The organism is Acinetobacter sp. ANC_7504 (genome assembly GCF_056779995.1).
Genome location: NZ_JBWYIZ010000004.1, coordinates 164,061 through 188,092, shown reverse-complemented (window position 1 = coordinate 188,092; position 24,032 = coordinate 164,061). Strand labels below are relative to the sequence as shown.

The window sequence follows — 24,032 nt, the reverse complement described above, 5'->3', positions numbered from 1 at the left end:
CTGAATAGGCTAAAGGCTAATGTTGAATAAAGAATTTGCTATAGTTGGGCTCAAGGAATGGGGCAATTTGAATGAATTTTAATTTTGAAATTGATACAACATGGTGTTTAGAACAACTACTAAAAGATGGTCGTATTTTAGAGCGAGATAAGTTGCTCATACAAACCCGACACCGTCAAAAAGATCAATTTAAATGGCATCCATTGCAGTGGATTGCACATTTTGAATTGGTTGATCAAGTTCAACCTCAACATAAGTTAACATTGCAACGCTTATGTGAATGGTTAGCATTAAAAACACAACTCCAATATTATGTGATCGACCCGCTTAAAGCAGATGTTGCAGCACTGACTCAGGTCATGTCACAAGAATATGCATTCAAAAATAAAATTCTAGCGGTGGAGGTGCATCCTGATCAGATCTTAATTGGTACAGATCAACCATTCTTGGATGATTGGGTTAAGAATTTAGAAAAGAGCTTAAGTCCTAAAAAAATTGTTAAGGTTTTACTGAATCCAGAGCAGTTACAACGTTACTTGATTGAATATTATCAAGTGAGCCGAGCAGTAAACTCTTCTCAATATTCAGGAGCTTACGACCGACAGAGCCGAGGTGTTGAATCCCTTTTACAATTGGGTGATAGTCAAAATCCTGATGCCAACGATCAGCACATCGTAAAATTAGTCGACTGGTTGCTTCAATTTGCCTTTGAACAGGGTGCGAGTGATATTCATCTTGAGCCTCGTGCGGAGAAAGGACGTGTTAGATTCCGTATCGATGGTGTGCTGCATACGATTTATAACATGCCTAGCAATACACTCACGGCAGTAATTTCGCGTATTAAAATTCTGGGTCGTATGAACGTTGCAGAAAAACGACGTCCTCAGGATGGGCGTTTAAAAACGCGTACACCTAAGGGTCAAGAAACTGAACTGCGTTTATCAACTCTGCCTACTGCAGCAGGCGAAAAAATGGTAATGCGAATTTTTGATCCTGAAGTATTAGTGAGGAGTTTCCAACAACTGGGTTTTGAAGGAAAACTGCTAGAACAATGGAATGCCATTACCAAAAATAGTCACGGCATCATTTTAGTGACAGGTCCAACTGGTTCAGGTAAAACCACAACCCTGTATTCATCAATGAAACAACTTGCGACTGAGCAATTAAATGTTTGTACGATTGAAGATCCTATCGAGATGATAGAGCCGAGCTTTAATCAGATGCAGGTAAACCCTGCAATTGATCTTCATTTTGCCGATGGTGTACGTGCCCTCATGCGCCAAGATCCAGACATTATCATGGTAGGGGAAATCCGAGACCAAGATACAGCGAATATGGCGATTCAAGCTGCGTTAACAGGTCATCTCGTACTTTCAACACTTCATACAAACGATGCACCTTCAAGCTTGACTCGTTTACATGATCTAGGGGTGCAGCCATTTTTAACAGCGGCAACAATCTTAGGGGTTTTGGCGCAAAGGCTAGTCAGAAAATTATGTTCTCATTGTAAAGAAAAACGGGAAATTAATGCTCAAGAATGGGAGCATCTGACCTATGGCTATTTAGTGAAGATGCCTGCTCAAGTGTATCATGCCAAAGGCTGTGAACATTGTCGTCACACAGGGTATAAGGGGCGGGTGGGTATATATGAATTTATGCCTGTGTCTCTAGAAACAAAACAAAAAATCAGTGCTAATCTTAATTTAGATGAATTACGTGCTCACGCAAAAAAAGAAGGTGTAGAACCGTTGCGTATTGCGGGTGCTCGAAAAGTCCTTGAAGGGGTAACGACGTTAGAAGAGGTGCTAAGAGTCGTACCACTAAGTTAATTGTCAAAGATTAATAAATATTCATATTTCTTAAGATTCGCTTCAGCTTTGTTTGTTTTAATAGCTTCATCGAAACAAACATCACTTGAAAAGGTATAGAAAATGAAAGTGTTAAATCAAGCTTTAATCGCGACAGCTTTAGTCGGTGCAACTACATTTGCAATGGCTAATACGGCAGTGAACCAAAGTGCTGTTAATCATGCAGCAATTGCACCGCAAGCAATTACGACTGTTAAAAGTGCTTTAACTGCCAAAGATGATACTCCAGTGAAATTAAAAGGCTATATTGTTAAGGCAACTGGTGATGAAAAATATCAATTCCGCGATAGCACGGGTGTGATCACTGTGGATATTGATGATGAACTTTGGCAAGGTAAACCAATCTCTGCAAAAACACCTGTGGTATTAATTGGTGAAGTGGATATTGATTATAAGCCTGCTAAGCGTGTAGAAATTGATGTAGATCAAGTTCAATTTTAATGAGCTATCTAATAAATTGAGTATTTGATTTATGGCTTTCAAGTACTCAAATCAAAAAAACCACATTCTCCAGAAATGTGGTTTTTTTATGCATCTTTTTTTGAAAAACTTTATAGTGAATGAATTGTGGCTTAGTGAAGAGAGACATGCGTATATTATTAGCAGAAGATGATGTGTCACAAGCTGAAAGTATCAAAGCTTGGTTAGAAATGGATGGATATAGTGTCGATTGGGTCGAGCGTGGAGATCATGCGATATTAGCAATTAAGCAGCATCAATATGATTGTTTATTACTCGATCGTGGATTACCGAAAGCAACTGGTGATGACATTCTGACACATTTAAGAAAACACCAACACAATACACCAGTTATTTTTATTACAGCCCAAGACAGTATCCAAGATCGTGTTGGAGGACTTGATTTGGGGGCTAATGATTATCTAGTTAAACCATTCAGTTTAGATGAGCTCTCGGCGAGAGTGAGAACACAATTACGTACTCAACACAAAGGCACGTCTCAAATCCTAATGTATGGATCCGTGAGTTTGGACCCCCAAACCAAAGTTGTTAAATTGAATTCAGAAATTGTCAATCTCACAGCGAAAGAGTACCAAATTTTATATAAGTTGATGCAACATCCTGAACGTGTTGTGACACGTGAACAACTAGAAGAGTCCTTATATGCTTGGGGTGATGAAATCGAAAGTAATGCAGTTGAAGTTTTTATTTATCAGATTCGGAAAAAAATAGGCTCAACCATGATTAAAACGATTCGCGGATTAGGTTATAGAATGAATTTAGATCAGGCTTAAGGTAGAACAGCGTTGCATCAGCACCCTATTTCTTTACAAAATCGTCTTGTTAAGTCTTCAATGCTCAGTTCGATGTTGGCGGGCGTTATCGCATTAATTCTTTTATTGGTGATCTCGCTTTACCAAAACATGCAGACCCATGACAATATGATGGATGAAATCGCCGATTTGATTTTGGCCAGTGATATTTCAAGTCATGTGGGAAATGAGTTAGATGATTTAAGTGAACAATTTGATATCAAATATGAGTTAAAGCTCGATGAACTTATTTTGATTGAATCGCAAGACCTTGCTTTCAATCAAAATGGTTCCAAGGTCTTTTTTCAGAATGATCACTTTGGTTTTGTTTGGCTAGAAGGACGATTATTTCGTTATTACAGTGAGCAAAGTGATCAGCAAATTCTAACTATGCTTCAACCCATGTCAGCGCGTGTTGATCAGTTATTCAAAAGTTTGCTGGGCTATGGTGGTGTTCTCATTATTTTATGGGGCATTCAATGGTTTATTCTACACTTTATTATACGACGTCAGTTTCGATCTATTCACCAACTTTCAAAATTAATATCGCAAAAGACTGTTAAGGATTTATCACCGATTACACCCTCAAAACCAGAACTAAAAGAACTGCAACCTATTGTGCATCAAATAAACCAAATGATGGAGCGTTTAGATCGTGCAATTACTGCAGAACAACGCTTTACAGCTGATGCATCCCATGAATTAAGGTCGCCACTTTCAGCGATTCAAATGCGGTTACAACTTTTAAAACGAAAATACCAGTCTGATCATAAGGATTTGTCACAAGACTTAGAGCAGATTCTAAAAGATGTGAGTAGGGGCTCAAATATTTTAGAAAATTTACTTTTGTTGGCCAGACTTGACCCATCTTCAACGCAAGATGTACCGATACAGTCCATATATTTAGACCGTTTGACGAAAGAGGTTTTACATTCAGTACAACCTTTGAGCCAAGAAAAAAATATTCAGTTTAAAACTGAGTTAGGAAATCATGCGATTAAGGCAAATCCTGAGTTAATGTTTAGCTGCATTCGAAATTTAGTCGATAATGCAATCCGCTATACGCCACTGAATGGAATCGTTGATATTTCAATCAAACAAAATAATAATGAAATTCTATTTGTGATTGAAAATGAAGGTCACGGCATTGAGCAAACAGTGATTGATCGGCTGGGAGAAAGATTTTATCGTCAGTTAGGCACACGTACATCGGGCTCAGGATTAGGATTATCAATTTGCCGTAAAATTGTCGAATTACATCAAGCCGAGATTGTATTTAAGAAATCTGAGTTAGGTGGGTTAATAGTTGAAATTAAATTTCATTAAAGTTAATTATCAATAAATTTGAAGAAATAAAATTAAAGAAGCAGTATGCGCTGATTCATACTGCTTAGTTCCACGATTATTATTATCAAATTTTAGAATTTTTATTTGGTCAAAATGAGTCGATTATTTCGTGTGAGACGAAGGCGATATTCTTCTCCTGCATGCATGATGCGAATTTCTCTGCCTAGAGCAAATAGATTATTTGAGTGAAGCATTGGTAATGCTTGGTGGTTTTCGTTATTACGTGTGAATAAGCTAAATGGTGCGTTCATTCCTTGGACTCCGTGGTATGTGGTGAACGATTTAAATGATAATCATTATCGAATAGAGCTGTCAACGATAATTTTTCTCATTTATAAAAAAACATAAAATGCTTACAATTAAGTACTCATTTTTTGAAAGATAATCATGTCAAAAAAAACGATTAATGTTTCTATAGCGTTGTTATTCCATAAAAATCAAGTTCTTGTAGGGTGGAGAGAAGCCTCTTTACATCAGGGGGGGAAAGCTGAGTTTCCTGGAGGGAAAGTCGAGTTAGGAGAAACTCCTGAACAAGCTTGCCAGCGTGAAGTTCAAGAAGAGGTGGGAATTTTTCTAGATCATGTCTATTTATTTGATCTTATTACGCATGAATATGAAGATCTAATCGTAAAATTGAACATTTATCAGGCTTACGTTGATCAGTCTCTACTAGATCATATTCAAAGTCCTTGGACATGGCATGATCGTTCAGCACTAACCATTTTGAATTTTCCTAAAGCCAATGATGCCATTGTTAAACGACTACTCTGGCCGAATAAAATTGCAATAAAAAATATAGATCGTCTCGATACAACCATTGATCTTAATCGAGTTAGCTATTTGAGAACTGAAAATACTTTAGATTTTGCGCTGCAACTCAACCAGTATAATCAACTGGATCAGCTCATTATCAATCGTGATGTGTGGATAGGATTATCAGAATCAAATCAGAAAAAAGTATTTGCCGTACAATTTAAACATGATCAATTGATGCAATTAAATTCTGATTCATTTATGGAGGAATGGAAGGGCATTAAACGCATCGCATCCTGTCATGACCATTCTAGTGTCAGTCGAGCTGTAGCGTTAGGTTTTGATGCAATATTTTTAAGTCCAGTACTGTGTACAACATCGCATCCTCAGCAAGCACCCTTAGGTTGGACGCAGTTTGAATTGTTATCAAAAGATATACATATACCAGTTTATGCGCTAGGCGGTATGAAGCCTGAATTATTAGATCAGGCCATACAACATGGAGCTTATGGAATTGCTGGCATTCGTGCTTTTTAAAGGCATTAAAAAGTAAAACTCATGCTTAAATCAAAATTTCTTGATTTGGTTTTGTGCTTCTTGGATGAGTTTTTGATTTTTTTGGAGTTGACCTGATTTCAAAATAATTTGCCAAAGTTGTCGCTTCATCGTTGCTGTTTGAGCATAACTGAGACCTCGTTTTGCCAACGATTCAGCATTTTTTGCCTCATTTTTTTGATTGGCAATCATCGCGAGATACATATAGGTCTCTGCAGATTGAGGGGCAAGTCTTTGTGCTTGGAGTGCGGCTTTCTCAGCTTCACTCCATTTTGCTTGACGAAATGCATGATGGGTTTGTTGCATTAGATTTTTAAATGCGGGAAGTTGGCGGCCATCATCGAATTTTTGAGTTGAGCTTTTCTGTTCAGGAATAACAATTTGTAATTGTTCCCGTTTAATCTCGGGTCGATCATAAGGCGTAATTTTAATACCATCGGCATCTTTTTGAGATGGTGTTGTTTTAGTCTCAGCTTGTTTAGGTTTCTGAGACGGTTGTGAGTTTTGAGGGGAGGTTAAAGTTTGGCAACCGCCTAAGAGTAATATGCTGGTGAATACTACGCTAAAATTCAGTTTTTTCATTAACCTTAACTCCTCCTAAACTTATTTTAAGGATTATAACTTCCACTCGAAAGTACTCGAGTGGCATTCGTATTTAAATCCCGTTCCATTTCTGTTTCGCTCTCACGAATATATTGGTCGATGCTGTCTTCTGCTGGAATTTCTTCTGCATTCGTTTCAGGAACGTAAGTCGGCTCTACTTGGTAGTGTGGTAAGCCACATGCTGTTGCGCGACGTGGAACAGTATATTTAAGTATCGGTACATAGAGCGCACCTTGACAACCTTGTGCTGAAAGCTCACCGCTATTTGAATCAATCCAATGCCATTGTACCTCATCAGGTTGACGTAAATTGACTGGTTTTTGCTTCAGTTGCTTCATTACGTTGGTCCACACGGGTAAAGCGCCAGATGAGCCCGTTAAGCCTGTGACTTTATTGTCATCTAATCCAAGCCAGACAACAGCCAAATGATTACCTGAATACCCCGCGAACCAAGAATCTCTTGTATCATTGGTCGTACCTGATTTACCCGCTAGATTTAGATTCGGAGCGAGGCCGTTATAAGCAGCACGTCCTGTACCTGCCGACATCACACGTTGTAATCCGTAATTTAAAATATAAGCAGCCGATGGGTCGATCGTTTGTTGAACATTTAAACTATAGCGATTAATGAGCTGACCATTGGTATCAACAACTGTTCGGATAGATTTTGTAGGATATTTAAACCCTCCAGTTGCAAAGTTGCCATAAATATTCATGATTTCCATAGGCGACATTTCAACAGCCCCTAAGAAAATCGATGGATAATTCGGAATAGGTGAAGTCACGCCAAACTTCATTAAATGATTGGTAAATGAAGAAAGTCCAAATTCTTGTCCCAAGCGAACTGTAGATAGGTTATATGAATTGGCTAAAGCTTGAACCATTGGGACGTAACCATACGAAGTTCCGCTATAATTTTTTGGGGTCCAAGTCTGATTGCGATCGACTGGCACACTAATTGGCGAGTCTTCGATTGCCGTCGCCCAGTTATAACGACCAGATTCCAAAGCAGTTAGGAAAATAACAGGTTTTAATAATGAGCCTACCTGACGTTTTGCATCAACTGCGCGGTTAAAACCTGTGAAGTCAGATACTGAACCTACGGCCGCAATCAATTCACCATTTTCAGGGTGAGAAACTAATACCGCGCCTTGAAGCTCTTTCAAGCGTGCAGGATTGGCCTTAGACAGTCTTGATACTGAATCTGTAAATGATTTTTGTACTTTGATTTGTGCGATTGGATCTAATGTTGTGAAAATTCGAAGACCTTGTTTCGTTAAATCGCTTTCTTGGTATTCTGTTCTGAGTTGACGACGTACGATGTCTAGGAAATCAGGGAAGCGAGCTGGACCTAAAGTCGGTTTTTTAATCACGTTTAAAGGTTTAGCTGACTCAGTTTCATATTGATCTTCAGTCAAATATCCCATGACTAACATATTGTTTAGAACAACATTACGGCGTTTTAATGCACTTTCAGGATTTCTCCAAGGATTGTATAAGCTAGGACCTTGAACGAGTCCAACAAGGAAAGCCTGTTGCGCTACACTCAATTCTCTAAGTGGTAAACCAAAATAAAATTGAGACGCTAAACCATAGCCATTGATCGAGTAATTACCATTTTGTCCTAAATTAACTTCATTCAAATATGCTTCCAGAATTTCATCTTTGTCATAATGAAACTCAAGCAACAACGCCATAAAGGCTTCATTTACTTTACGTTTGATTGTACGTTCAGGGGTCAAATAAAAGTTTTTAACCAATTGCTGCGTGAGTGTAGAACCACCTTGACGCTTACCACCAGTAACGTTGCTTACAACTGCGCGTGCTGTACCGCGAAACGAGACGCCGTGATGGTGATAGAAGTTACGGTCTTCAGTGGCAATAAGCGCTTGAATTAAAGGTTTAGGAACACGATTGAGTTTAATGAGAACACGGTCTTCGTTGTGTTGAGGGTAGATTCCCCCAACTAACATTGGTTCTAGACGGGCAATCCCCGTACTCGATGGTTTTGTTGCTTTAATCTCTGAAATTTGACTAGCGCCAAAACTGACTTGGAGGATTTGTTCTGGTTCTACACTATCACCAAAATCGAAACCACGCGTGTGGACATAAATGGTATTACCTTGAACCAAAAAATTACCTGGCTTGGTATAGTCTTCAGCGTTTTTATAACCCAACAGACCTAGCTCTTGAATGAAGTTTTGTTGCTCAACGGGTGCATTAGCATAAACTTCCAAGGGACGTGCATATACTTTCGCTGGAATATCCCAACGATTGCCTTCAAATTTATCGCGAATAATATTATCTAAACGGATTAGATAAATACTAAAAGCTACAAATGCAGAAATCACCAGCACTGAGAAAATCAATGCAATTAAGCCAATACCACGTTCAAACTTCATAGATCAAAAAGCAAAACCCTGTTTTATTGCGCTCATCATGCGAAGCTTTTTTATAATTTGCAATAATTAAACTGTGAATTTATGCCTTTTTTAGATAAATGTAATGATTTATCTAATTCAATATTAAGGAGAAAATTAAGATTTTAAGTTGGGGAAATGTGAAATTATTCGTGAAATTCATAACATGAAACAGGCTTGAAATATGTAAGTCACAGAATGATGATGATATGATACTCAACAATTCATCTGGAGCCGTAGCATACGTGCAACTTTCAGCAAAGTCATTTCGTAATATTGGATTAATTGGACGACCAGATAAATCATCTGTGGTTGAGACTTTAAGTCTAATTCATGACCATTTGATTAGTTTAGGTTTGCATCCAGTTTTTGATTCAGAAACCGCTAAATTGGTCCCTTATAAAAATTCGCAAACGGTCAGTCGAGCTTTATTGGGTGAAGTTACAGATTTGGTGATTGTCGTAGGTGGTGATGGTTCATTGCTTCAAGCGGCTAGATCTTTAGTGAAATACAATACTCCCGTCATCGGGGTAAACCGTGGGCGTTTAGGTTTCCTAACTGATATCAAACCGACAGAAGTGTTATTTAAATTAGATCAAGTCTTGAAAGGTGAGTTTCAGCTAGATCGCCGTTTTTTATTAGAAGTCGAAGTTCGTAGTAAAAATGAACTGATTTATGATGCAATAGCATTGAATGATGTGGTTCTGCATTCAGGTAAGTCAGTCCATATGATTGAGTTTGATCTTCATATTGATGGTCAATATGTTTATCGTCAACACAGTGATGGTTTGATTGTATCGACACCTACGGGTTCAACAGCATACGCACTTTCTGGTGGCGGTCCAATTTTGCACCCAAGTATGGATGCGATCGCGCTAGTGCCAATGCACCCGCATACGCTTTCTTCTCGTCCGATTGTGGTGGGTGGTCAAAGTGAAATTAAAATTCAAATTCGTAAGAATCGAGTGTTGCCAATGGTGAGTGCTGATGGGCAACACAGTGTTTCTTTAAATGAAGGTGATTGGTTGCATATTCGCAAACATCCTTTCAAACTTACTTTATTACATCCACCTGGATACGACTTTTATATGGCATGTCGTACCAAACTAGGATGGAATCAAGATTACGATTCATTTCATCAGCAGGACTAAACATGAATATTGAACAAATGTTATCAGTTTTGGATGCAGACATCGTTGCTCGTTTAAGAACTGCCGTTGAAATCGGTAAATGGCCAAACGGTGTAGCTTTAACTCAAGAGCAGCGTCAGATTTCAATGCAAGCAGTCATTGCTTGGGAAGCTAAAAATCTGCCAGAAACAGAAAGATCAGGGTATATTGATAAAGGTCATAAAGAGGAAGGTGATGAATGTGATTCACATGTTCCAGAGCCAGAATTTCAACCTATACGTTTTGTATAATGTTCTATGCTAAAAAAAGACACCTGATGGTGTCTTTTTTTAATCCGAAGTTAAACTCGATGACGTGACTGCCAGTATTCTTGAGCCAAGGTCTGTGCTTGTGTAAATGTTTCAGCCACATTCATAGTGTAGATTGCGATTGCCATAGTTTCAATAATAGCCACCTCTCCATAGCTATGGTGGGCATCACCTAACCATACGGCTTTGAAAGTATCTAAGTTCAACTCTTCTTCAATTGCTGAACGATCAGCTGTGAGTTTCGGAAGTTCAAGCTCATACAGTTCACCGTCTCGTATACCGCAAATTAAGGTTTTTGCATCTGGGTTTCGTTCAAATTCACCGCCTTCACCTTTAATCACCGCACTGTTAACGTAACCTAATTTGGCAGCAGTCTGTTGATGAGAACTGCGATACGCAGGGTGAAATATCGCTTGCAAAGTGGCTTTGGCATTGAAGGGATTGATGAGTCGTGAAAGCGTATGAATGGGTGAGCGTAAGCCCATGATATTGCGTAATGCAATTAAATCACTCAAGGTAGGTGAAATGACTTCGAGTGGTATATAGGCAAAGTTATGCTGATTCAGTTCTGATGCCACTTCGTTTTCATTTTGACAAATGGTATAACCTAAATACTGTAAAACTTGTTCTGTATATAATCGATTAATGGTATGTCCAGAAGCCCCATGCATTACAATACGATGACCATGTTTTGCTAAGGTTAACGCCGATAAGATAAACCACGGATAGTGTTTGCGTTTCCCCGCGTAAGATGGCCAGTCTAGGTCGACATCAATAGCTCTAAATTTAAGTTGATCACGAGTCGCTTGCACAAAGCCAGCCAGTTCATCTACAGATTCTTCTTTCACTCGTAAAAGCATTAAAAAAGCACCCAGCTGAACGTCTAATACCTCATTTTTTAAAATCATCTCAAATGCTTGATAGGCTTCTTCATAGGTCAGTGATCGCGCACCATTTTTTCCTTTGCCAAGAATACGAACAAATTGCGCAAATGGATGTTCAAAGTCTTTATATAAATTACGTTTTGTATTCATGATCAATGCAGTTGGATGTTCTTAATGACATTGTAACGTGGAATGATGCTTCGAATAAAAGCTAAATATCAAATTCAATGATCAAGCATTATTTTTAGCTTTTGAGACTGACCAAATTGTATGAATTTTCAAGCGCTTTTGTCCATGACAACTGGAAAAAAACGGGATAGCATGAAAACTTATAAAAAAATGAAGTGTAAGGAACACAAGAATGTTGGCATATGATGCAGATTTAGAATTATTCCGTGATAATTTCAAACGTTTTATGAGTGAGCACGTTGCTCCTTATTATGAGCAGTGGGAACGTGAAGGAAAAATGCCACGTTCAGTGTGGAATGCACTTGGTGAAAATGGCTTCTTGTGCGTAGATGTTCCTGAAGAATATGGTGGTTATGGTGTTCCAACAGAATATTCTTTAATGTTGGTTGAAGAGTCGGCACGTGCAGGTTATAGCGCATTATCGACAGGTATTTCATGTCACTCAGAAATTGCAGCACCATATATTCTACACATCGCGAACGAAGAACAAAAAAAATACTGGTTGCCAAAAATGGTTTCTGGTGAAGTGGTCGGGGCAATTGGAATGACAGAGCCAGGTGCTGGTTCTGATTTACAAGCCATCCGTACGAATGCCATTTTGAATGGTGATCATTATGTTTTGAATGGCTCTAAAACCTTTATTTCAAATGGTCAGCATGCAGACTTGGTTGTGCTTGCCGTTAAAACAGATCCTCAGGCACGTGCTAAAGGCGTCTCACTTCTATTGGTTGATACTCATTTAGAAGGGTTTAAAAAAGGTACAAATCTTGACAAAATCGGTTTGCATTCCCAAGATACCTCGGAACTCTTTTTTGACAATGTAAAAGTTCCAGCTGATCAGCTTTTAGGTCAAGCGGGTCAGGGATTTGCATATTTGATGCAAGAATTACCACGTGAGCGGACAGCGATTGCTGCGACAGCATTAGGGGCAATTAGAGGTTCAATTGATGTGACTGTTCAATATGTCCAAGAGCGTCAGGCCTTTGGTCAAAAAATTGGACAATTCCAAAATTCTCGTTTTGTTTTAGCACAAGCGAAAATCGATGAACTGGCTACAGCCGCGTTTTATAATCAAAACCTAGCATTGTATAAAGAAGGGAAATTGGATGTTGAAACAGCAGCTGCATTAAAAAGTTTCAGTACAGATATGCAAATGAAAGTGGCGGATAATCTACTGCAACTCTTTGGTGGCTATGGCTATATGACGGAATATCCTATTTCACGCTTCTTTGTGGATGCACGTATTCAACGAATCTACGGCGGAACCAACGAGATCATGAAAGAAATCGTAGCACGTGGCATGCTAGGACGTTAATTTTTATCCGTATTTACATCTCGCTTGATGAAAACAAGCGAGATGTATTCGAATGTGTTTTCAATTTTAAAACTTATAGAACGCACTGATTTTAAAAAAAAAGATTAAAGCTATCCTATTCATTGACCTTGTCTTTTTTTCTAATTTATAGTGCATATTGGATTGATGATTATTTCAACTGTATATTTTTAAGTCTTATTGCCATAAAGTTTGGTTGCTTAACATTTGAAAGCTAACTATTGTTATACTGTTTACATAACTGATTCTGTAAGGCGACATTACAATGATCAACGATGATCAAAACACGACGAATTCTTTAGACTTAGCTAAAATACGCGAAGATATCGACTCAGTAGATCAACAACTCCAACAACTGATTAACCGTCGAGCACGACTTGCTGAAGCTGTAGCAAAAGCAAAATTTGCTTCTGAAGAAAATCCAATGTTTTATCGTCCTGAGCGTGAAGCACAAGTTTTGCGTAATGTGATGGAGCGTAATGAAGGTCCTTTATCTGACGTGACGATGGCGCGTTTGTTTAGAGAAATTATGTCTGCGTGTCTTGCTTTAGAAGCACCACAAAGCATTGCTTTCCTTGGTCCAGTAGGAACTTACACCCATTCGGCAGTACTGAAGCATTTTGGACATGATGCGGTTGTGCGCCCACTTCCTACAATTGATGAAGTGTTCCGTGAAGTCGAAGCAGGCAGTGCACATTATGGTTTAGTTCCTGTTGAGAACTCATCCGAAGGTGTGGTTAACCACACGCTTGATTGTTTTAAAGCGTCACATTTAAATGTGATTGGTGAAGTTGAATTACGTATTCATCATCAATTTTTGATTTCTTCAAATACGCGTAAAGACAGCATTAAACAAATCTATGCGCATCAACAAACTTTAGCTCAATGTCGTGGCTGGCTCGATGCTCATTATCCAGGTGTTGAACGTGTGGCTTTGAGTTCGAATGCTGAAGCTGCTCGCCGTATCCGTAATGAATGGCATTCTGCGGCAATCGCATCTGAAACAGCTGCGAGCTTATATGATTTAGAAATCTTACATAGCAATATTGAAGATAATCCAGAAAATACAACACGCTTCTTAGTTATTGGGCGTGAAAAAGTACCACAAAGTGGTAATGATAAAACTTCTTTATTGATCTCTGCACATGACCGTGCAGGTGCGTTATTAGAAATTTTAGCGCCGTTCGCTAAACATAACATTAGCTTGACCAGTATCGAAACAAGACCTGCTTTGCCTGAAAAATGGGCTTATGTATTCTTTATCGATTTAGAAGGGCATATCGAACAAGAGAACGTACGTGCGGCTGTCGAAGAAATTCGTCCATTAGTCAAAGAAATCCGTGTTCTTGGTTCATACCCAATTGCGGTACTTTAAAAAGAGTTGAAACTTAGATATGTCTCAACCTTTATTTAAAAAAGTTGCATTTATTGGGCTAGGATTGATTGGATCAAGTTTAGCACGTGTCATTCAAGCACATGGTCTTGCTGAAAATGTTGTGGCATCTACGCGATCTGTTCAAACGTTAGAAGATGCTAAAGCTTTAGGTTTGATTAGTGAAGGATATGCTGATGCCAAAGATGCAGTGGTTGATGCAGATTTAATTGTTCTTGCTTTACCCGTGAGAGCTACACAATCTGTATTGAACTCGATCAAATCTGTGATTACTCCTGATACTATAATTACAGATGTGGGCAGTACCAAAGGCAATGTGGTTGAGGCTGCAATTGCGGTTTTTGGTGAGCAGTTACCCGCAGGTTTTGTTCCAGGGCATCCAATAGCTGGTGCTGAACATACTGGTGTTCATGCAGGTAAAGTAGATTTATTTGCTAACCACAAAGTGATATTAACGCCGTTAGCAACAAGTGCTGAGTGGGCAGTGCAAAAACTGATTCAGTTATGGCAAGCTGCTCAAGCTGAAGTAATTTGTATGGATGTGGAAAAGCATGATGAGGTGCTTGCGCATACAAGTCATCTGCCACATTTAATGGCATTCAATTTGGTTGAGCAACTTGCAAATCGTGAAGATAATCTGGACATTTTCCGTTATGCAGCAGGTGGTTTCAGAGACTTTTCTCGCATTGCGGCGAGTGATCCACAAATGTGGCATGACATATTCTTTGCCAATAAAAAAGCGATTTTGAATGCTGTTGATGGATTTGAGAACCAATTGGCTCATATTCGACAGCTCATTGAAAACGAAGATTCAAAAGCACTCATGGGATTGCTTGGACATGCTCAAGCAGCACGCCAACATTTTAACCATATGCTTGCCAAGAAACCTTTAATGGAGAACAAAACTGTGACACAGCAATTTACTATTCTGCCGGGTGCTAAATCATTTACTGGAAAATTTAGCGTGCCAGGTGACAAATCTGTGTCACACCGTTCAATCATGTTTGGTGCGATCGCTGAAGGTACAACACATGTTACTGGTTTCTTAGAAGGTGAAGATGCCTTAGCAACACTTCAAGCATTCCGTGATATGGGTGTAAATATTGAAGGTCCAAAAAATGGTGAAGTCACGATTCATGGTGTAGGAATGTATGGCCTTAAAGCTCCAGCAAGTGAGCTTTATATGGGTAACTCTGGGACTTCGATGCGTCTTCTGTCAGGGATGTTGTCTGCGCAAAAATTTGACTCAGTAATGACTGGTGATGCATCGTTGAGCAAACGTCCCATGGAACGTATTGCAAAGCCACTCCGTGAAATGGGTGCTCAAATTCAAACAACGGGTGAGCGTGGCACACCGCCAGTATCGATCACAGGTAATCAGCAACTTAAAGGTATTCATTACGATTTACCAATGGCTTCTGCACAAGTGAAGTCTGGCATTCTGCTCGCTGGTTTATGGGCAGAAGGTGTAACGTCGGTGACTGAGCCAGAACCGACACGTGATCACTCTGAGCGTATGTTACGTGCATTTGGTTATGATGTGAAAACTGAAGGTAACCGTATTTCTTTAAAAGGTGGTGGTAAGTTAGTTGGCACGAATATTCAAGTGCCTTCAGATATTTCATCTGCTGCGTTCTTTATGGTGGGTGCTGCCATTACTGAAAATTCAGATGTAACACTTGAGGCAGTGGGTATTAACCCTACTCGTACTGGTGTGATCGAAATTTTGAAGCAAATGGGGGCTGATATTTCAGTCGAGAATGAACGAATTGCAGGTGGTGAACCAATCGCTGATATTCGAATTCGTGGCACTCGTACTTTGAAAGGCATCCACATGCCTGAAGATCAAGTACCTTTAGCGATTGATGAATTCCCAGCATTATTTATTGCTGCAGCTTGTGCTGAAGGTCAAACAGTGTTAACTGGTGCATCTGAACTTCGTGTAAAAGAGTCTGATCGAATCCAAGTGATGGCTGATGGATTGAAAACAATGGGTGTTGAATGTACGCCTACGGATGACGGCATTATTATTGAAGGTAAAGGTAAGTCTGGTGATTGGTCTGCTATCTTTACAGGTGGTGAAATTGAGTCACATCATGATCATCGTATTGCCATGAGTTTCTCCATTGCGGGTCTGCGTACTTCAGGCGTAATTAAAATTGTGGGAACTGAAACCGTTGCAACAAGTTTCCCAACATTTACTCAACTCACTGAACAAGCGGGTTTATCTATTCAAGTTAGTGAATAATACGACCAAAGATTTGTATATTTCTTTTCAAACAGCCAAGCAAAAGCTTGGCTGTTTTGTTTATATTGCTTATTCTAATTCTATATAATTAAAAAGCCTTTGGATGAGGAAATGAAAAAATTACAATTTTTAGTTGATCAAACGAAATACGCTAAGGCTCATTCAAGTCATTCTCATGATAATGCACAAACTTACGTTACAGCATTGTTATCTGAACAGTTGGTGCAACATGGATTTTACACTCAAACTACGAATCCGCATGAATTAGAAGTCAGTGTCTCTGATCACCCAATCGCTTTAGGGGTGAACTGTAATCAACCAGATGGCGAAGGACATTTTGTATGTGAAATAAGTGCGCATGCAGATGAGGAACAGGATTGGTTCCAAAAAATTGAGACGCAGAGTGTGATTAAACAACTTGCGCAAGCAGTAGAGCAGACATTAAGAGAAGATGAGTCATTCCAGTCGCTAGAATGGAAATCTTAACGAGGAATAAAACAAACCCAATGTAAAGAATCTACACTGGGTTTTTCTGAAACACGTAATATTTATATTAAGCCGTAAGGAAGCGAGTGATCGCGACGCGAAGTTGCTTCAAATAACCTGTGAAGAAGTGATTAGCACCAGGTAGCACTGTAATAATATGGCGTTGAGGCTTTGCCCATTCAATTAAATCGGATAATAAGGTGACTTCATCTGCCTCACCATGAATAAACAGGATATCACCTTTAATTGCCGGAGTAACATAGTGACGGATACCAGCAACTGTGGCTGTTGGTAAACCACATAGAATGACTTGTTCAGGTTGAATTTCTTGAGGTAGTGCATGATATGCCTTCGCCATAACGTGTGCACCAAAACTAAAGCCTCCAACGTAGAAAGGCAATGTAAGGTGTTTTGCACGTACTTGACGAATGACTTCTAAAATATCTTCTGTTTCACCAAATCCTTCATCGTGAACCCCTTCACTTTGACCTGATCCACGGAAACTTGGACGATAAACGATATAACCACGCTCAAGGAACATTTGAGCTAGCAGAGTGGGAACTTTGTGCTGAGGAGTACCACCTTGAAGCGGGTGAGGGTGACAAACGACCGCAAATCCTTTTACTTCAGACTGAGGATAATCTACAAAAACCTCAATTTTGCCAACAGGGCCTTGAATGAACATTTGTTCAGACATAAAAATACCGATTAACGTGCAGGAGAATCGTATATTTTAACGTCAATAATTAAAAAAAACACAATTGGAAATAAAATAAGTCTACTGTTATAGTTTGATTAATTGTTTTTTGATCAGGTTTCTATGTTTGCCTTAATTTCTCCTGCTAAGACATTAGATTATGAATCTACACTTCCAACTGATGAACATACTTTACCAAGATTGCTTGACCACTCACAACAGCTTATAGACGTAAGTCGTAAATTGTCTGCTTCAGAAATCGCCAAGTTAATGAGTGTGAGTGAAAAGATTGCGAATGTTAACGTGGAGCGTTTTAGAGATTGGCAATCAGATTTTGATTTATCAAATGCACGCCAAGCAATATTTGCCTTTAAGGGCGATGTTTATACAGGTCTGGATGCGTATTCGCTTACGCAAGCTGATTTAGAATATGCTCAACGCCATTTAAGAATGCTATCAGGTCTCTATGGATTACTTCGACCAATGGATTTAATGATGCCTTATCGTTTAGAAATGGGCACGAAATTAGCAAATCCACGTGGTCACAATCTTTACGAGTTTTGGGGAGATGAAATTACCCAATTGATCAATCAAGATTTATCAGAAGCCAAGAGTGATTTATTGGTCAATATCGCATCCGATGAATATTATAAATCGGTGAAAGAAAGCAAAATTAAAGCTGAAATTATCAAGCCCGTATTTTTAGACCAGAAAAATGGAAAATATAAAGTGATAAGTTTCTATGCTAAAAAAGCGCGAGGATTGATGGCACGTTATATTATCGAAAGTAAACCTAATACTGTGGATGATCTTAAATCATTCAATACAGACGGCTATTATTTCGATGCTGAAAGTTCTTTGAAAGGTGAGCTCATTTTTAAACGTGATGAGCAGGCTGCTTAAAAATAAATAGGCGGTAGCGGGGCAAGGTGTCTGATGATTGATTCATATTTAAACCAGTTGAGAAGATACTGGGCCGCTACTGCACAACAGCTTGAACTGTCCTCAGAGGATTCCATATCTATTCTTGATAGATTAGAATTTCATTACAGTGAGCCTCATCGTCACTATCATACAGTGCAGCATATCGTTGAATGTATGGATCACTTACAATTGGTTCTACCAAATTTAAAAGATCCTTTATCAGTCTCAATAGCTCTTTGGTTTCATGATGTCATTTATGAGCCTAAGGCACACGATAATGAACAACAAAGTGCTGATCTGATGCTGAACATCATATCTCCCCACATGGAGATGAGGAGATGTGAGAAAATTTATCAGTGGATATTAGCGACCAAAGAGCATCGTGCTTCAGTTGATTCGGATCTTAACTACTTACTTGATATTGATCTTGCAATTCTCGGTTCAAACGCCAAACGTTTTGAAGAATATCAGCAGCAAATTCATCAAGAATTCAGTTGGGTACCCTCTGAATTTTATACACTAAAACGAAATGAAGTTCTTAATAGCTTTTATCAAATGGAATCCATTTATAAAACAGCATATTTTCATGACACATTAGAAAATCAAGCCAAACAAAATTTAGAACGAGCAATATTTAGGCTGATTTGAAAGCAGCTAATGCGCGCTGTCGACTCATCTTTAAATCAACAATAGGTTTTGGATAATTGAGTTTAAGATTCGGATTTTTAGCATAAGGCTCATGAATGATTTTCGCATCAAGATGAGCTAATTCAGGTACCCATTTGCGAATATAATCACCTTGACTATCAAATTTTTGTGATTGACTAATGGGGTTGAAAATACGGAAATAAGGTACAGCATCTGTACCTGTTGAAGCACACCATTGCCAGCCACCATTATTTGCCGCTAAATCTCCATCAATCAAATGTTGCATAAACCATTGTTCGCCTTTACGCCAGTCGATGAGCAAATTCTTACTAAGGAACATGGCGACAATCATTCTGACACGATTGTGCATCCATCCTGTTTGAAGCATTTGACGGATTCCAGCGTCCACAATTGGAATACCCGTTTGTCCAAACTTCCAAGCATTTAATTCATCGGGTGCATCACGCCATGGCACATTAGATGTATTTAAATTGAATGGTTGATATTTCGATAATCTTGGAAAGTCAAACAGGATGTGTTGATAAAATTCTCGCCATAATAATTCATCTAACCAAGTTTGTTGACCATCAGAGTAGAGATGAAAATTGCCATTTGAGCGACTAAAAATTGCAGCCAAACATTGTCGAATCGAAATAATTCCTAGATTTAAATACGGTGATAATTGACTGGTTGCATCAATGTTTGGAAAGTCGCGTTGTTGTTTGTACGTCTCTAAATTCTCGTCAACAAATTTCTCGAGCATTTGTAGTGCAAATGACTCTCCAACAGGCCATTGATATTTAATCTGAGCATCAGGATAAAAATCATGTATCGATGGAATTTTGGAAGTATGAAAGCGTTGTATAAGCTCATGAGGCTGTACTATCGGTACAGCGAGTGGTTGAGGAACAGAGATATTCAAGATTTCATAGCATGCACGTTTATAAGCACCAAAAACTTGATAAGGCTGGCGACTCTTATTGCGAATTGATCCAAGTGGGAAAATTGTGCGGTCATGATAATACTCGACAGTCACTTGATGCGATTCTAATAAGGTCTGGACTTGCGCATCACGATGTAACTCATTCACGCCGATTTCAATGTTGGCGTGTATCGCAGTAATTTGATATTTATTTGCGAAAGTTAATAATCTAGCTGGTACATCGTCCCATTGGGTAACGATTTCCACCACAAGTGGGATATTGAATTGCTTTAACTCACTTTCAAGTGATTTAAGTTGGCGAAGATAAAAGTCAATTTTAATCACTGCATCATCATGCAATTTCCATTGTTGAGGCGAAAGTATCACCACCGCACAAGTATTCCCATGCCGGTTTGCCTCCATTAACGCCGTGTTATCCCTAACTCTTAAATCCTGACGAAACCAAATGAGATTCATATGATTAATATCCAAATATCCTCAGGAAATTATAAGAATTTGAATCATTTAAATCGTTAAGCATTGTAATTTTTTGCATAAAAAAAAGGCGAAGCAGAAGCTTCACCTTTTTGTCCTAAAATCCGTAGATCTTAGTGGTGGTGACCACCTACACCGTGAACGTGACCGTGATCTAACTCTTCTTGAGTTGCTTCACGGATTTCAACGATTTCAACATCAAATGTTAAGTCTTGACCAGCAAGCGGGAAGTTAGCATCAACGATTACGTTTTCGCCTTCAACCGCTTTAACAGTCACAATTTGAACGCCATCATCAGTTTGCGCTTGGAATTGCATACCAGCTTCGATGTTGTCTACGCCTTGGAACATTTGTTTAGGTACTTCTTGAACTAAATCAGTGTTGTACTCACCATAAGCTTCAGCAGCAGGAATCGTTACTGTAAATTTGTCACCAGTCGTTTTACCTAACATTGCTTTTTCTAAGCCAGGGATAATGTTGCCAGCGCCTTGCAAATATGCAAGTGGTTCACCTTGAGATTGATCGAGAGTTTCACCCTCTGCATTAGTCAATTTATAGTTAAATAAAACCACAAGGTCATTTGCAATAACTGTCATGTTAATGATCCATTCAAATATTTTAAGGGTACATCATAAAGTGAAAACCAATTTTTGTAGACAATTTTCTAAAAAAAATGCAGTTTCGATAATTTATAACGCTTAAATATTACATTGGGGCGTCTTTTAGATTTTTCAATGCAATTTGATTTTAGGTGCTATTTTTCTGGTCACAAAATCTTTGGCTGTGAGTAACCCTGCCTGTGCATAACCATAAATCGTGGCTTGATGCAGTCGGTAAAGCGATACATACATCGACTTCGCCACAAATCCTTGAACATTGACCTGACCAAGTAATTCACCAACTGCTTTATTCTCACTTAAAGATACAAGTGAGCCTTTGTCAGAAAAATTGAACATCGGTTGTGATTTCCCTGAAATTCGCGCTTTCATTGCATCAACGAGGAAAGCAGCCTGTTGACTTGCAACTTGCGCACGCGGTCCTAAAGCTGTTTCACGGGCATCTAGAATACAGTATGCGCAATCACCGAATGCAAAAACATTCGGATCTGCTTTTGTTTGGAGTGTTGCAAATACGTGTAAGCGACCCATACGATCTTTTTCGAAGCCTTCTAGGTTTTGAATCACTGCTGGAGTTTTAATGCCTGCAGCCCAAACTTTTAATTGTGCTGGAATTGAACTTCCATCATTAAAGTAAATTTGATCAGCATCCACTTTTTCGACACGCTTAGACGTTAAAATATCCACATTCATGCGCTTAAGCTGCTTAGTGCTGTGGTCTGACATTTTTTCAGAAAGAGCCGGTAGAATACGATCCGCGCCTTCAATTAGTGAAATTTTGACGTTTTTAGGATCAATTTTATTAAGTCCATATTTAAAGAAGTTTTGTTTGGCTTGAACTAATTCCGCTGCAAGCTCAACGCCAGTTGCACCTGCACCTATAATGCCAATATGCAGCTCACGATGGTCATTATTATTTTGAGCTTCAATATAAAGATGAAGTAGATGCTGCTGGAACTGTTCAGCCTGTTTTGGATTATCTAAATAGTGACAATGTTCTTGCACACCTGAAGTATTGAAATCATTGGAAACCGAACCAACCGCCAGAATAAGAGTGTCATAACTTAGCGTTAAATGATCAGTCGATTGGTCATAGGTCGATGCAACAGGTTTGAGCAATTGAATGGTCTTGGCTTCACGATCTAATTGTTCGAATTTACCCAATACAAACTCATAATGATGCTTCGCAGCATGACCAAAATAATTTGTTTCTTCATCACTAGGGCTCAACGTACCTGCTGCAATTTCGTGTAAAAGTGGTTTCCAGATATGTGTGAGCTTTTGGTCCACTAATGTAATTTTTGCTTTTTTCGATTTGCCCAGCGTGTCACCCAGTTGTGTTGCTAGTTCTAAGCCACCAGCACCACCACCCACAATGACAATATGATGAAGATTCGACATTTAATATTCCTATTTTTATAGCGTCATAAATAAAAAAGAGATGGGGTTAATATGCCATCTCTTTTTTAAAAGAATTGTTCTTTTTGTATTACAAGTTACAGATTTACAATAAAAAACTGCAATCAGTTTAAAGGATAGATTTTTGCTTGATTTGTACTGCTAGATCCAAAACTAAATAATTGTTTAAACCAATTCAAAATACTTTCAAACCATGATGCTTCATCAATTTGAAGTTCATCTTCAATCAATACCGTTTGAATGAGTCTGTTATTTTGATAGATATGAATACGTGCCAACTGCTGAATTTGCGCGATAGGTGCAGTTAATGATTGTGTTAGTAGCTCGACGTTCATATGCGTTTGAGTTTGCTGTAAAGGCTCAAGAGCTGAAGTGAATCCAAAAGCATCTGCTTGAATCAAACGATGAGTTTGATTGTCAAAATTACGCATATCAATCATTTGATTCGCGTTATACAAAGAGGTCGTCACGATACTTGGCTTTTTAGTTTCGACTTTGAACCTTTTTAAGGTAGATGCGACTACAGGGAGTTCAGCAATTAGTTGCTTATTTTTAATTGCAATTTCATTGCGTGTATAGGCATAGGATAGGTTTAAAAGTTGATGTGCGATTTCAGCGCGTTTAAAGCCACTTTGAGCACCGAGTACCACAACAATAAGTCTCCTTTGATTGAGGTCAAATTGTTGAGTTGGTCGGTTGGCTGTAAGTGCAAGGTTATAGCCTGCAGCACGAGTAAACCCTGTTTTTAAACCATCAACAGTGGCATCTTGTTTTAGTAGAATATTTGTTGCACGATGAAAATGCTGATTGTAAGTAAAACTTTGCTGTTTCGAGTAGTCAAGGTAATCGGGTGTTTCATTGGTGAGTGCTTGTGCGAGCACGGCTAAATCATGCGCTGTTGAATAGTGCATATCCATTGTAATGCCCGCGGGATTGGCAAAGTTTGTATCTTTCATGCCAAGTGCTTTGGCTTCTTGATTCATGCGTTGCACAAATGCAGGTACAGATCCTGAAATTCGTTCAGCCAATGTGACAGCAGCATCGTTGGCAGACATGATAATTAAGCCTGCCAAAAGTTGATCAATCGTAATTTGTTGAGTCGGTTTCAGATACATCTGAGACTCATCCCATTGAACTACATTGACGACTGGTGTGGCAGTAACAACTTCATTTTTGTTAATTTTACCTGCTTGAATGTCTTTCAGAACGATGTATGCCACCATCATTTTGGTTAACGAAGCTGGTGCACGTTGGACATGGCTATTGTGTTCAGTAATGACTTGACCTGATTGTGGATCTAAGACAGTCCATGCTTCAGCTTCTAAACTTTCTGGTGCAACTTCGAACAAGGAAGCATGTGTGATATTTACAATAAAAAAACTAAAAATTATGAGTAGAGCAGAGTAGAGTTTCAACGGGTTTACCTATATAAGCCAATCCAATGGCATAGATCATCAAGCACACCGCATGCTATGCCTTTTTTTTCTGAAACTCTAGTCAGATTTGTAGACAATTAATACGA

At 38.9% G+C, this 24,032-nt stretch carries 22 protein-coding genes; 13 read left to right on the top strand and 9 right to left on the bottom strand.

The window, feature by feature from the left end; translation table 11 throughout:
- Positions 1 to 71 precede the first annotated feature (71 nt).
- The 4 genes from tfpB (at position 72) to AC1M9F_RS07110 (ending at position 4,465) form a co-directional block, all read left to right on the top strand.
- A complete protein-coding gene (gene tfpB / locus AC1M9F_RS07125; RefSeq protein WP_035267342.1) occupies positions 72 to 1,829 on the top strand; it encodes a type IV pilus assembly ATPase TfpB in 1,758 nt (585 codons plus the stop codon).
- 102 nt (positions 1,830 to 1,931) lie between these two features.
- The gene (locus AC1M9F_RS07120; protein ID WP_035267340.1) at positions 1,932 to 2,309 is read left to right on the top strand and encodes a NirD/YgiW/YdeI family stress tolerance protein; all 378 of its coding nucleotides are present in this window, start codon (positions 1,932 to 1,934) and stop codon (positions 2,307 to 2,309) included.
- A 146-nt stretch (positions 2,310 to 2,455) separates the two neighbouring features.
- A complete protein-coding gene (locus AC1M9F_RS07115; RefSeq protein WP_481597411.1) occupies positions 2,456 to 3,121 on the top strand; it encodes a response regulator transcription factor in 666 nt (221 codons plus the stop codon).
- Positions 3,122 to 3,133: 12 nt separating this feature from the next.
- Positions 3,134 to 4,465 (top strand): sensor histidine kinase, encoded by a 1,332-nt coding sequence (locus AC1M9F_RS07110; protein ID WP_481597410.1) that lies wholly within the window; start codon positions 3,134 to 3,136, stop codon positions 4,463 to 4,465.
- A gap of 101 nt (positions 4,466 to 4,566) precedes the next feature.
- Here AC1M9F_RS07110 and hemP read toward each other — a convergent pair whose 3' ends face one another.
- Positions 4,567 to 4,737 (bottom strand): hemin uptake protein HemP, encoded by a 171-nt coding sequence (gene hemP, locus AC1M9F_RS07105; RefSeq protein ID WP_035267337.1) that lies wholly within the window; start codon positions 4,735 to 4,737, stop codon positions 4,567 to 4,569.
- 136 nt (positions 4,738 to 4,873) lie between these two features.
- Between hemP and AC1M9F_RS07100 the strand changes: the two genes are divergently transcribed.
- The gene (locus AC1M9F_RS07100; protein WP_481597409.1) at positions 4,874 to 5,776 is read left to right on the top strand and encodes a thiamine phosphate synthase; all 903 of its coding nucleotides are present in this window, start codon (positions 4,874 to 4,876) and stop codon (positions 5,774 to 5,776) included.
- 30 nt (positions 5,777 to 5,806) lie between these two features.
- Here AC1M9F_RS07100 and AC1M9F_RS07095 read toward each other — a convergent pair whose 3' ends face one another.
- A complete protein-coding gene (locus AC1M9F_RS07095; protein WP_481593028.1) occupies positions 5,807 to 6,376 on the bottom strand; it encodes a tetratricopeptide repeat protein in 570 nt (189 codons plus the stop codon).
- A gap of 26 nt (positions 6,377 to 6,402) precedes the next feature.
- A complete protein-coding gene (gene mrcB, locus AC1M9F_RS07090) occupies positions 6,403 to 8,799 on the bottom strand; it encodes a penicillin-binding protein 1B (protein WP_481591358.1) in 2,397 nt (798 codons plus the stop codon).
- Between the two features lie 227 nt (positions 8,800 to 9,026).
- Between mrcB and AC1M9F_RS07085 the strand changes: the two genes are divergently transcribed.
- Entirely contained in the window at positions 9,027 to 9,968 is a 942-nt protein-coding gene (locus AC1M9F_RS07085) for an NAD(+) kinase (RefSeq protein ID WP_092767167.1), read from the top strand.
- 2 nt (positions 9,969 to 9,970) lie between these two features.
- Positions 9,971 to 10,237, top strand: a complete 267-nt coding sequence (locus AC1M9F_RS07080; protein WP_035267325.1) for a YeaC family protein — start codon at positions 9,971 to 9,973, stop codon at positions 10,235 to 10,237.
- A gap of 50 nt (positions 10,238 to 10,287) precedes the next feature.
- On the opposite strand, the gene AC1M9F_RS07075 is transcribed toward AC1M9F_RS07080, so the two are convergent.
- Positions 10,288 to 11,289, bottom strand: a complete 1,002-nt coding sequence (locus AC1M9F_RS07075) for a glycosyl transferase family protein (RefSeq protein ID WP_481586426.1) — start codon at positions 11,287 to 11,289, stop codon at positions 10,288 to 10,290.
- 211 nt (positions 11,290 to 11,500) lie between these two features.
- Here AC1M9F_RS07075 and AC1M9F_RS07070 point away from each other — a divergent pair, with 211 nt between their 5' ends.
- From AC1M9F_RS07070 to AC1M9F_RS07055, 4 genes are all read left to right on the top strand, one after another.
- A complete protein-coding gene (locus AC1M9F_RS07070; RefSeq protein WP_481597408.1) occupies positions 11,501 to 12,643 on the top strand; it encodes an acyl-CoA dehydrogenase family protein in 1,143 nt (380 codons plus the stop codon).
- A 283-nt stretch (positions 12,644 to 12,926) separates the two neighbouring features.
- Positions 12,927 to 14,036, top strand: coding sequence for a prephenate dehydratase (gene pheA / locus AC1M9F_RS07065; RefSeq protein WP_035267321.1), 1,110 nt, complete (start codon positions 12,927 to 12,929; stop codon positions 14,034 to 14,036).
- 19 nt (positions 14,037 to 14,055) lie between these two features.
- Entirely contained in the window at positions 14,056 to 16,302 is a 2,247-nt protein-coding gene (locus tag AC1M9F_RS07060; RefSeq protein WP_481597407.1) for a bifunctional prephenate dehydrogenase/3-phosphoshikimate 1-carboxyvinyltransferase, read from the top strand.
- 111 nt (positions 16,303 to 16,413) lie between these two features.
- On the top strand, positions 16,414 to 16,788 hold the full coding sequence (locus AC1M9F_RS07055) for a hypothetical protein (RefSeq protein ID WP_481595920.1): 375 nt from the start codon (positions 16,414 to 16,416) through the stop codon (positions 16,786 to 16,788).
- 67 nt (positions 16,789 to 16,855) lie between these two features.
- Here AC1M9F_RS07055 and AC1M9F_RS07050 read toward each other — a convergent pair whose 3' ends face one another.
- Complete coding sequence (locus AC1M9F_RS07050) at positions 16,856 to 17,485, bottom strand: alpha/beta hydrolase (protein ID WP_035267316.1); 630 nt, start codon at positions 17,483 to 17,485, stop codon at positions 16,856 to 16,858.
- Between the two features lie 123 nt (positions 17,486 to 17,608).
- On the opposite strand from AC1M9F_RS07050, the gene yaaA reads away from it, so the two are divergent.
- On the top strand, positions 17,609 to 18,388 hold the full coding sequence (gene yaaA / locus AC1M9F_RS07045) for a peroxide stress protein YaaA (RefSeq protein WP_481597406.1): 780 nt from the start codon (positions 17,609 to 17,611) through the stop codon (positions 18,386 to 18,388).
- 33 nt (positions 18,389 to 18,421) lie between these two features.
- Positions 18,422 to 19,057: an HD domain-containing protein gene (locus AC1M9F_RS07040; RefSeq protein WP_481597405.1), complete on the top strand. Its 636-nt coding sequence runs from the start codon at positions 18,422 to 18,424 to the stop codon at positions 19,055 to 19,057.
- Here the strand turns inward: AC1M9F_RS07040 and AC1M9F_RS07035 are convergent.
- From AC1M9F_RS07035 to AC1M9F_RS07020, 4 genes are all read right to left on the bottom strand, one after another.
- The gene (locus tag AC1M9F_RS07035) at positions 19,044 to 20,456 is read right to left on the bottom strand and encodes a cryptochrome/photolyase family protein (RefSeq protein ID WP_481597404.1); all 1,413 of its coding nucleotides are present in this window, start codon (positions 20,454 to 20,456) and stop codon (positions 19,044 to 19,046) included. The two genes, AC1M9F_RS07040 and AC1M9F_RS07035, sit on opposite strands and share 14 nt — an antisense overlap.
- Before the next feature lie 131 nt (positions 20,457 to 20,587).
- On the bottom strand, positions 20,588 to 21,070 hold the full coding sequence (locus AC1M9F_RS07030; RefSeq protein WP_092767151.1) for an FKBP-type peptidyl-prolyl cis-trans isomerase: 483 nt from the start codon (positions 21,068 to 21,070) through the stop codon (positions 20,588 to 20,590).
- A 135-nt stretch (positions 21,071 to 21,205) separates the two neighbouring features.
- On the bottom strand, positions 21,206 to 22,492 hold the full coding sequence (locus AC1M9F_RS07025; protein ID WP_035267310.1) for an NAD(P)/FAD-dependent oxidoreductase: 1,287 nt from the start codon (positions 22,490 to 22,492) through the stop codon (positions 21,206 to 21,208).
- A gap of 122 nt (positions 22,493 to 22,614) precedes the next feature.
- A complete protein-coding gene (locus tag AC1M9F_RS07020) occupies positions 22,615 to 23,925 on the bottom strand; it encodes a D-alanyl-D-alanine carboxypeptidase family protein (protein ID WP_481597403.1) in 1,311 nt (436 codons plus the stop codon).
- Positions 23,926 to 24,032: the final 107 nt, after the last annotated feature.

What these genes read in the sequence shown, in the direction of transcription:
- tfpB (WP_035267342.1), top strand. Translation starts at nt 72, where the DNA reads ATGAATTTTAATTTTGAAATTGATACAACATGGTGTTTAGAACAACTA.
- AC1M9F_RS07120 (WP_035267340.1), top strand. Translation starts at nt 1,932, where the DNA reads ATGAAAGTGTTAAATCAAGCTTTAATCGCGACAGCTTTAGTCGGTGCA.
- AC1M9F_RS07115 (WP_481597411.1), top strand. Translation starts at nt 2,456, where the DNA reads ATGCGTATATTATTAGCAGAAGATGATGTGTCACAAGCTGAAAGTATC.
- hemP (WP_035267337.1), bottom strand. Translation starts at nt 4,737, where the DNA reads ATGAACGCACCATTTAGCTTATTCACACGTAATAACGAAAACCACCAA.
- AC1M9F_RS07100 (WP_481597409.1), top strand. Translation starts at nt 4,874, where the DNA reads ATGTCAAAAAAAACGATTAATGTTTCTATAGCGTTGTTATTCCATAAA.
- AC1M9F_RS07095 (WP_481593028.1), bottom strand. Translation starts at nt 6,376, where the DNA reads ATGAAAAAACTGAATTTTAGCGTAGTATTCACCAGCATATTACTCTTA.
- mrcB (WP_481591358.1), bottom strand. Translation starts at nt 8,799, where the DNA reads ATGAAGTTTGAACGTGGTATTGGCTTAATTGCATTGATTTTCTCAGTG.
- AC1M9F_RS07085 (WP_092767167.1), top strand. Translation starts at nt 9,027, where the DNA reads ATGATACTCAACAATTCATCTGGAGCCGTAGCATACGTGCAACTTTCA.
- AC1M9F_RS07080 (WP_035267325.1), top strand. Translation starts at nt 9,971, where the DNA reads ATGAATATTGAACAAATGTTATCAGTTTTGGATGCAGACATCGTTGCT.
- AC1M9F_RS07075 (WP_481586426.1), bottom strand. Translation starts at nt 11,289, where the DNA reads ATGAATACAAAACGTAATTTATATAAAGACTTTGAACATCCATTTGCG.
- AC1M9F_RS07070 (WP_481597408.1), top strand. Translation starts at nt 11,501, where the DNA reads ATGTTGGCATATGATGCAGATTTAGAATTATTCCGTGATAATTTCAAA.
- pheA (WP_035267321.1), top strand. Translation starts at nt 12,927, where the DNA reads ATGATCAACGATGATCAAAACACGACGAATTCTTTAGACTTAGCTAAA.
- AC1M9F_RS07060 (WP_481597407.1), top strand. Translation starts at nt 14,056, where the DNA reads ATGTCTCAACCTTTATTTAAAAAAGTTGCATTTATTGGGCTAGGATTG.
- AC1M9F_RS07055 (WP_481595920.1), top strand. Translation starts at nt 16,414, where the DNA reads ATGAAAAAATTACAATTTTTAGTTGATCAAACGAAATACGCTAAGGCT.
- AC1M9F_RS07050 (WP_035267316.1), bottom strand. Translation starts at nt 17,485, where the DNA reads ATGTCTGAACAAATGTTCATTCAAGGCCCTGTTGGCAAAATTGAGGTT.
- yaaA (WP_481597406.1), top strand. Translation starts at nt 17,609, where the DNA reads ATGTTTGCCTTAATTTCTCCTGCTAAGACATTAGATTATGAATCTACA.
- AC1M9F_RS07040 (WP_481597405.1), top strand. Translation starts at nt 18,422, where the DNA reads ATGATTGATTCATATTTAAACCAGTTGAGAAGATACTGGGCCGCTACT.
- AC1M9F_RS07035 (WP_481597404.1), bottom strand. Translation starts at nt 20,456, where the DNA reads ATGAATCTCATTTGGTTTCGTCAGGATTTAAGAGTTAGGGATAACACG.
- AC1M9F_RS07030 (WP_092767151.1), bottom strand. Translation starts at nt 21,070, where the DNA reads ATGACAGTTATTGCAAATGACCTTGTGGTTTTATTTAACTATAAATTG.
- AC1M9F_RS07025 (WP_035267310.1), bottom strand. Translation starts at nt 22,492, where the DNA reads ATGTCGAATCTTCATCATATTGTCATTGTGGGTGGTGGTGCTGGTGGC.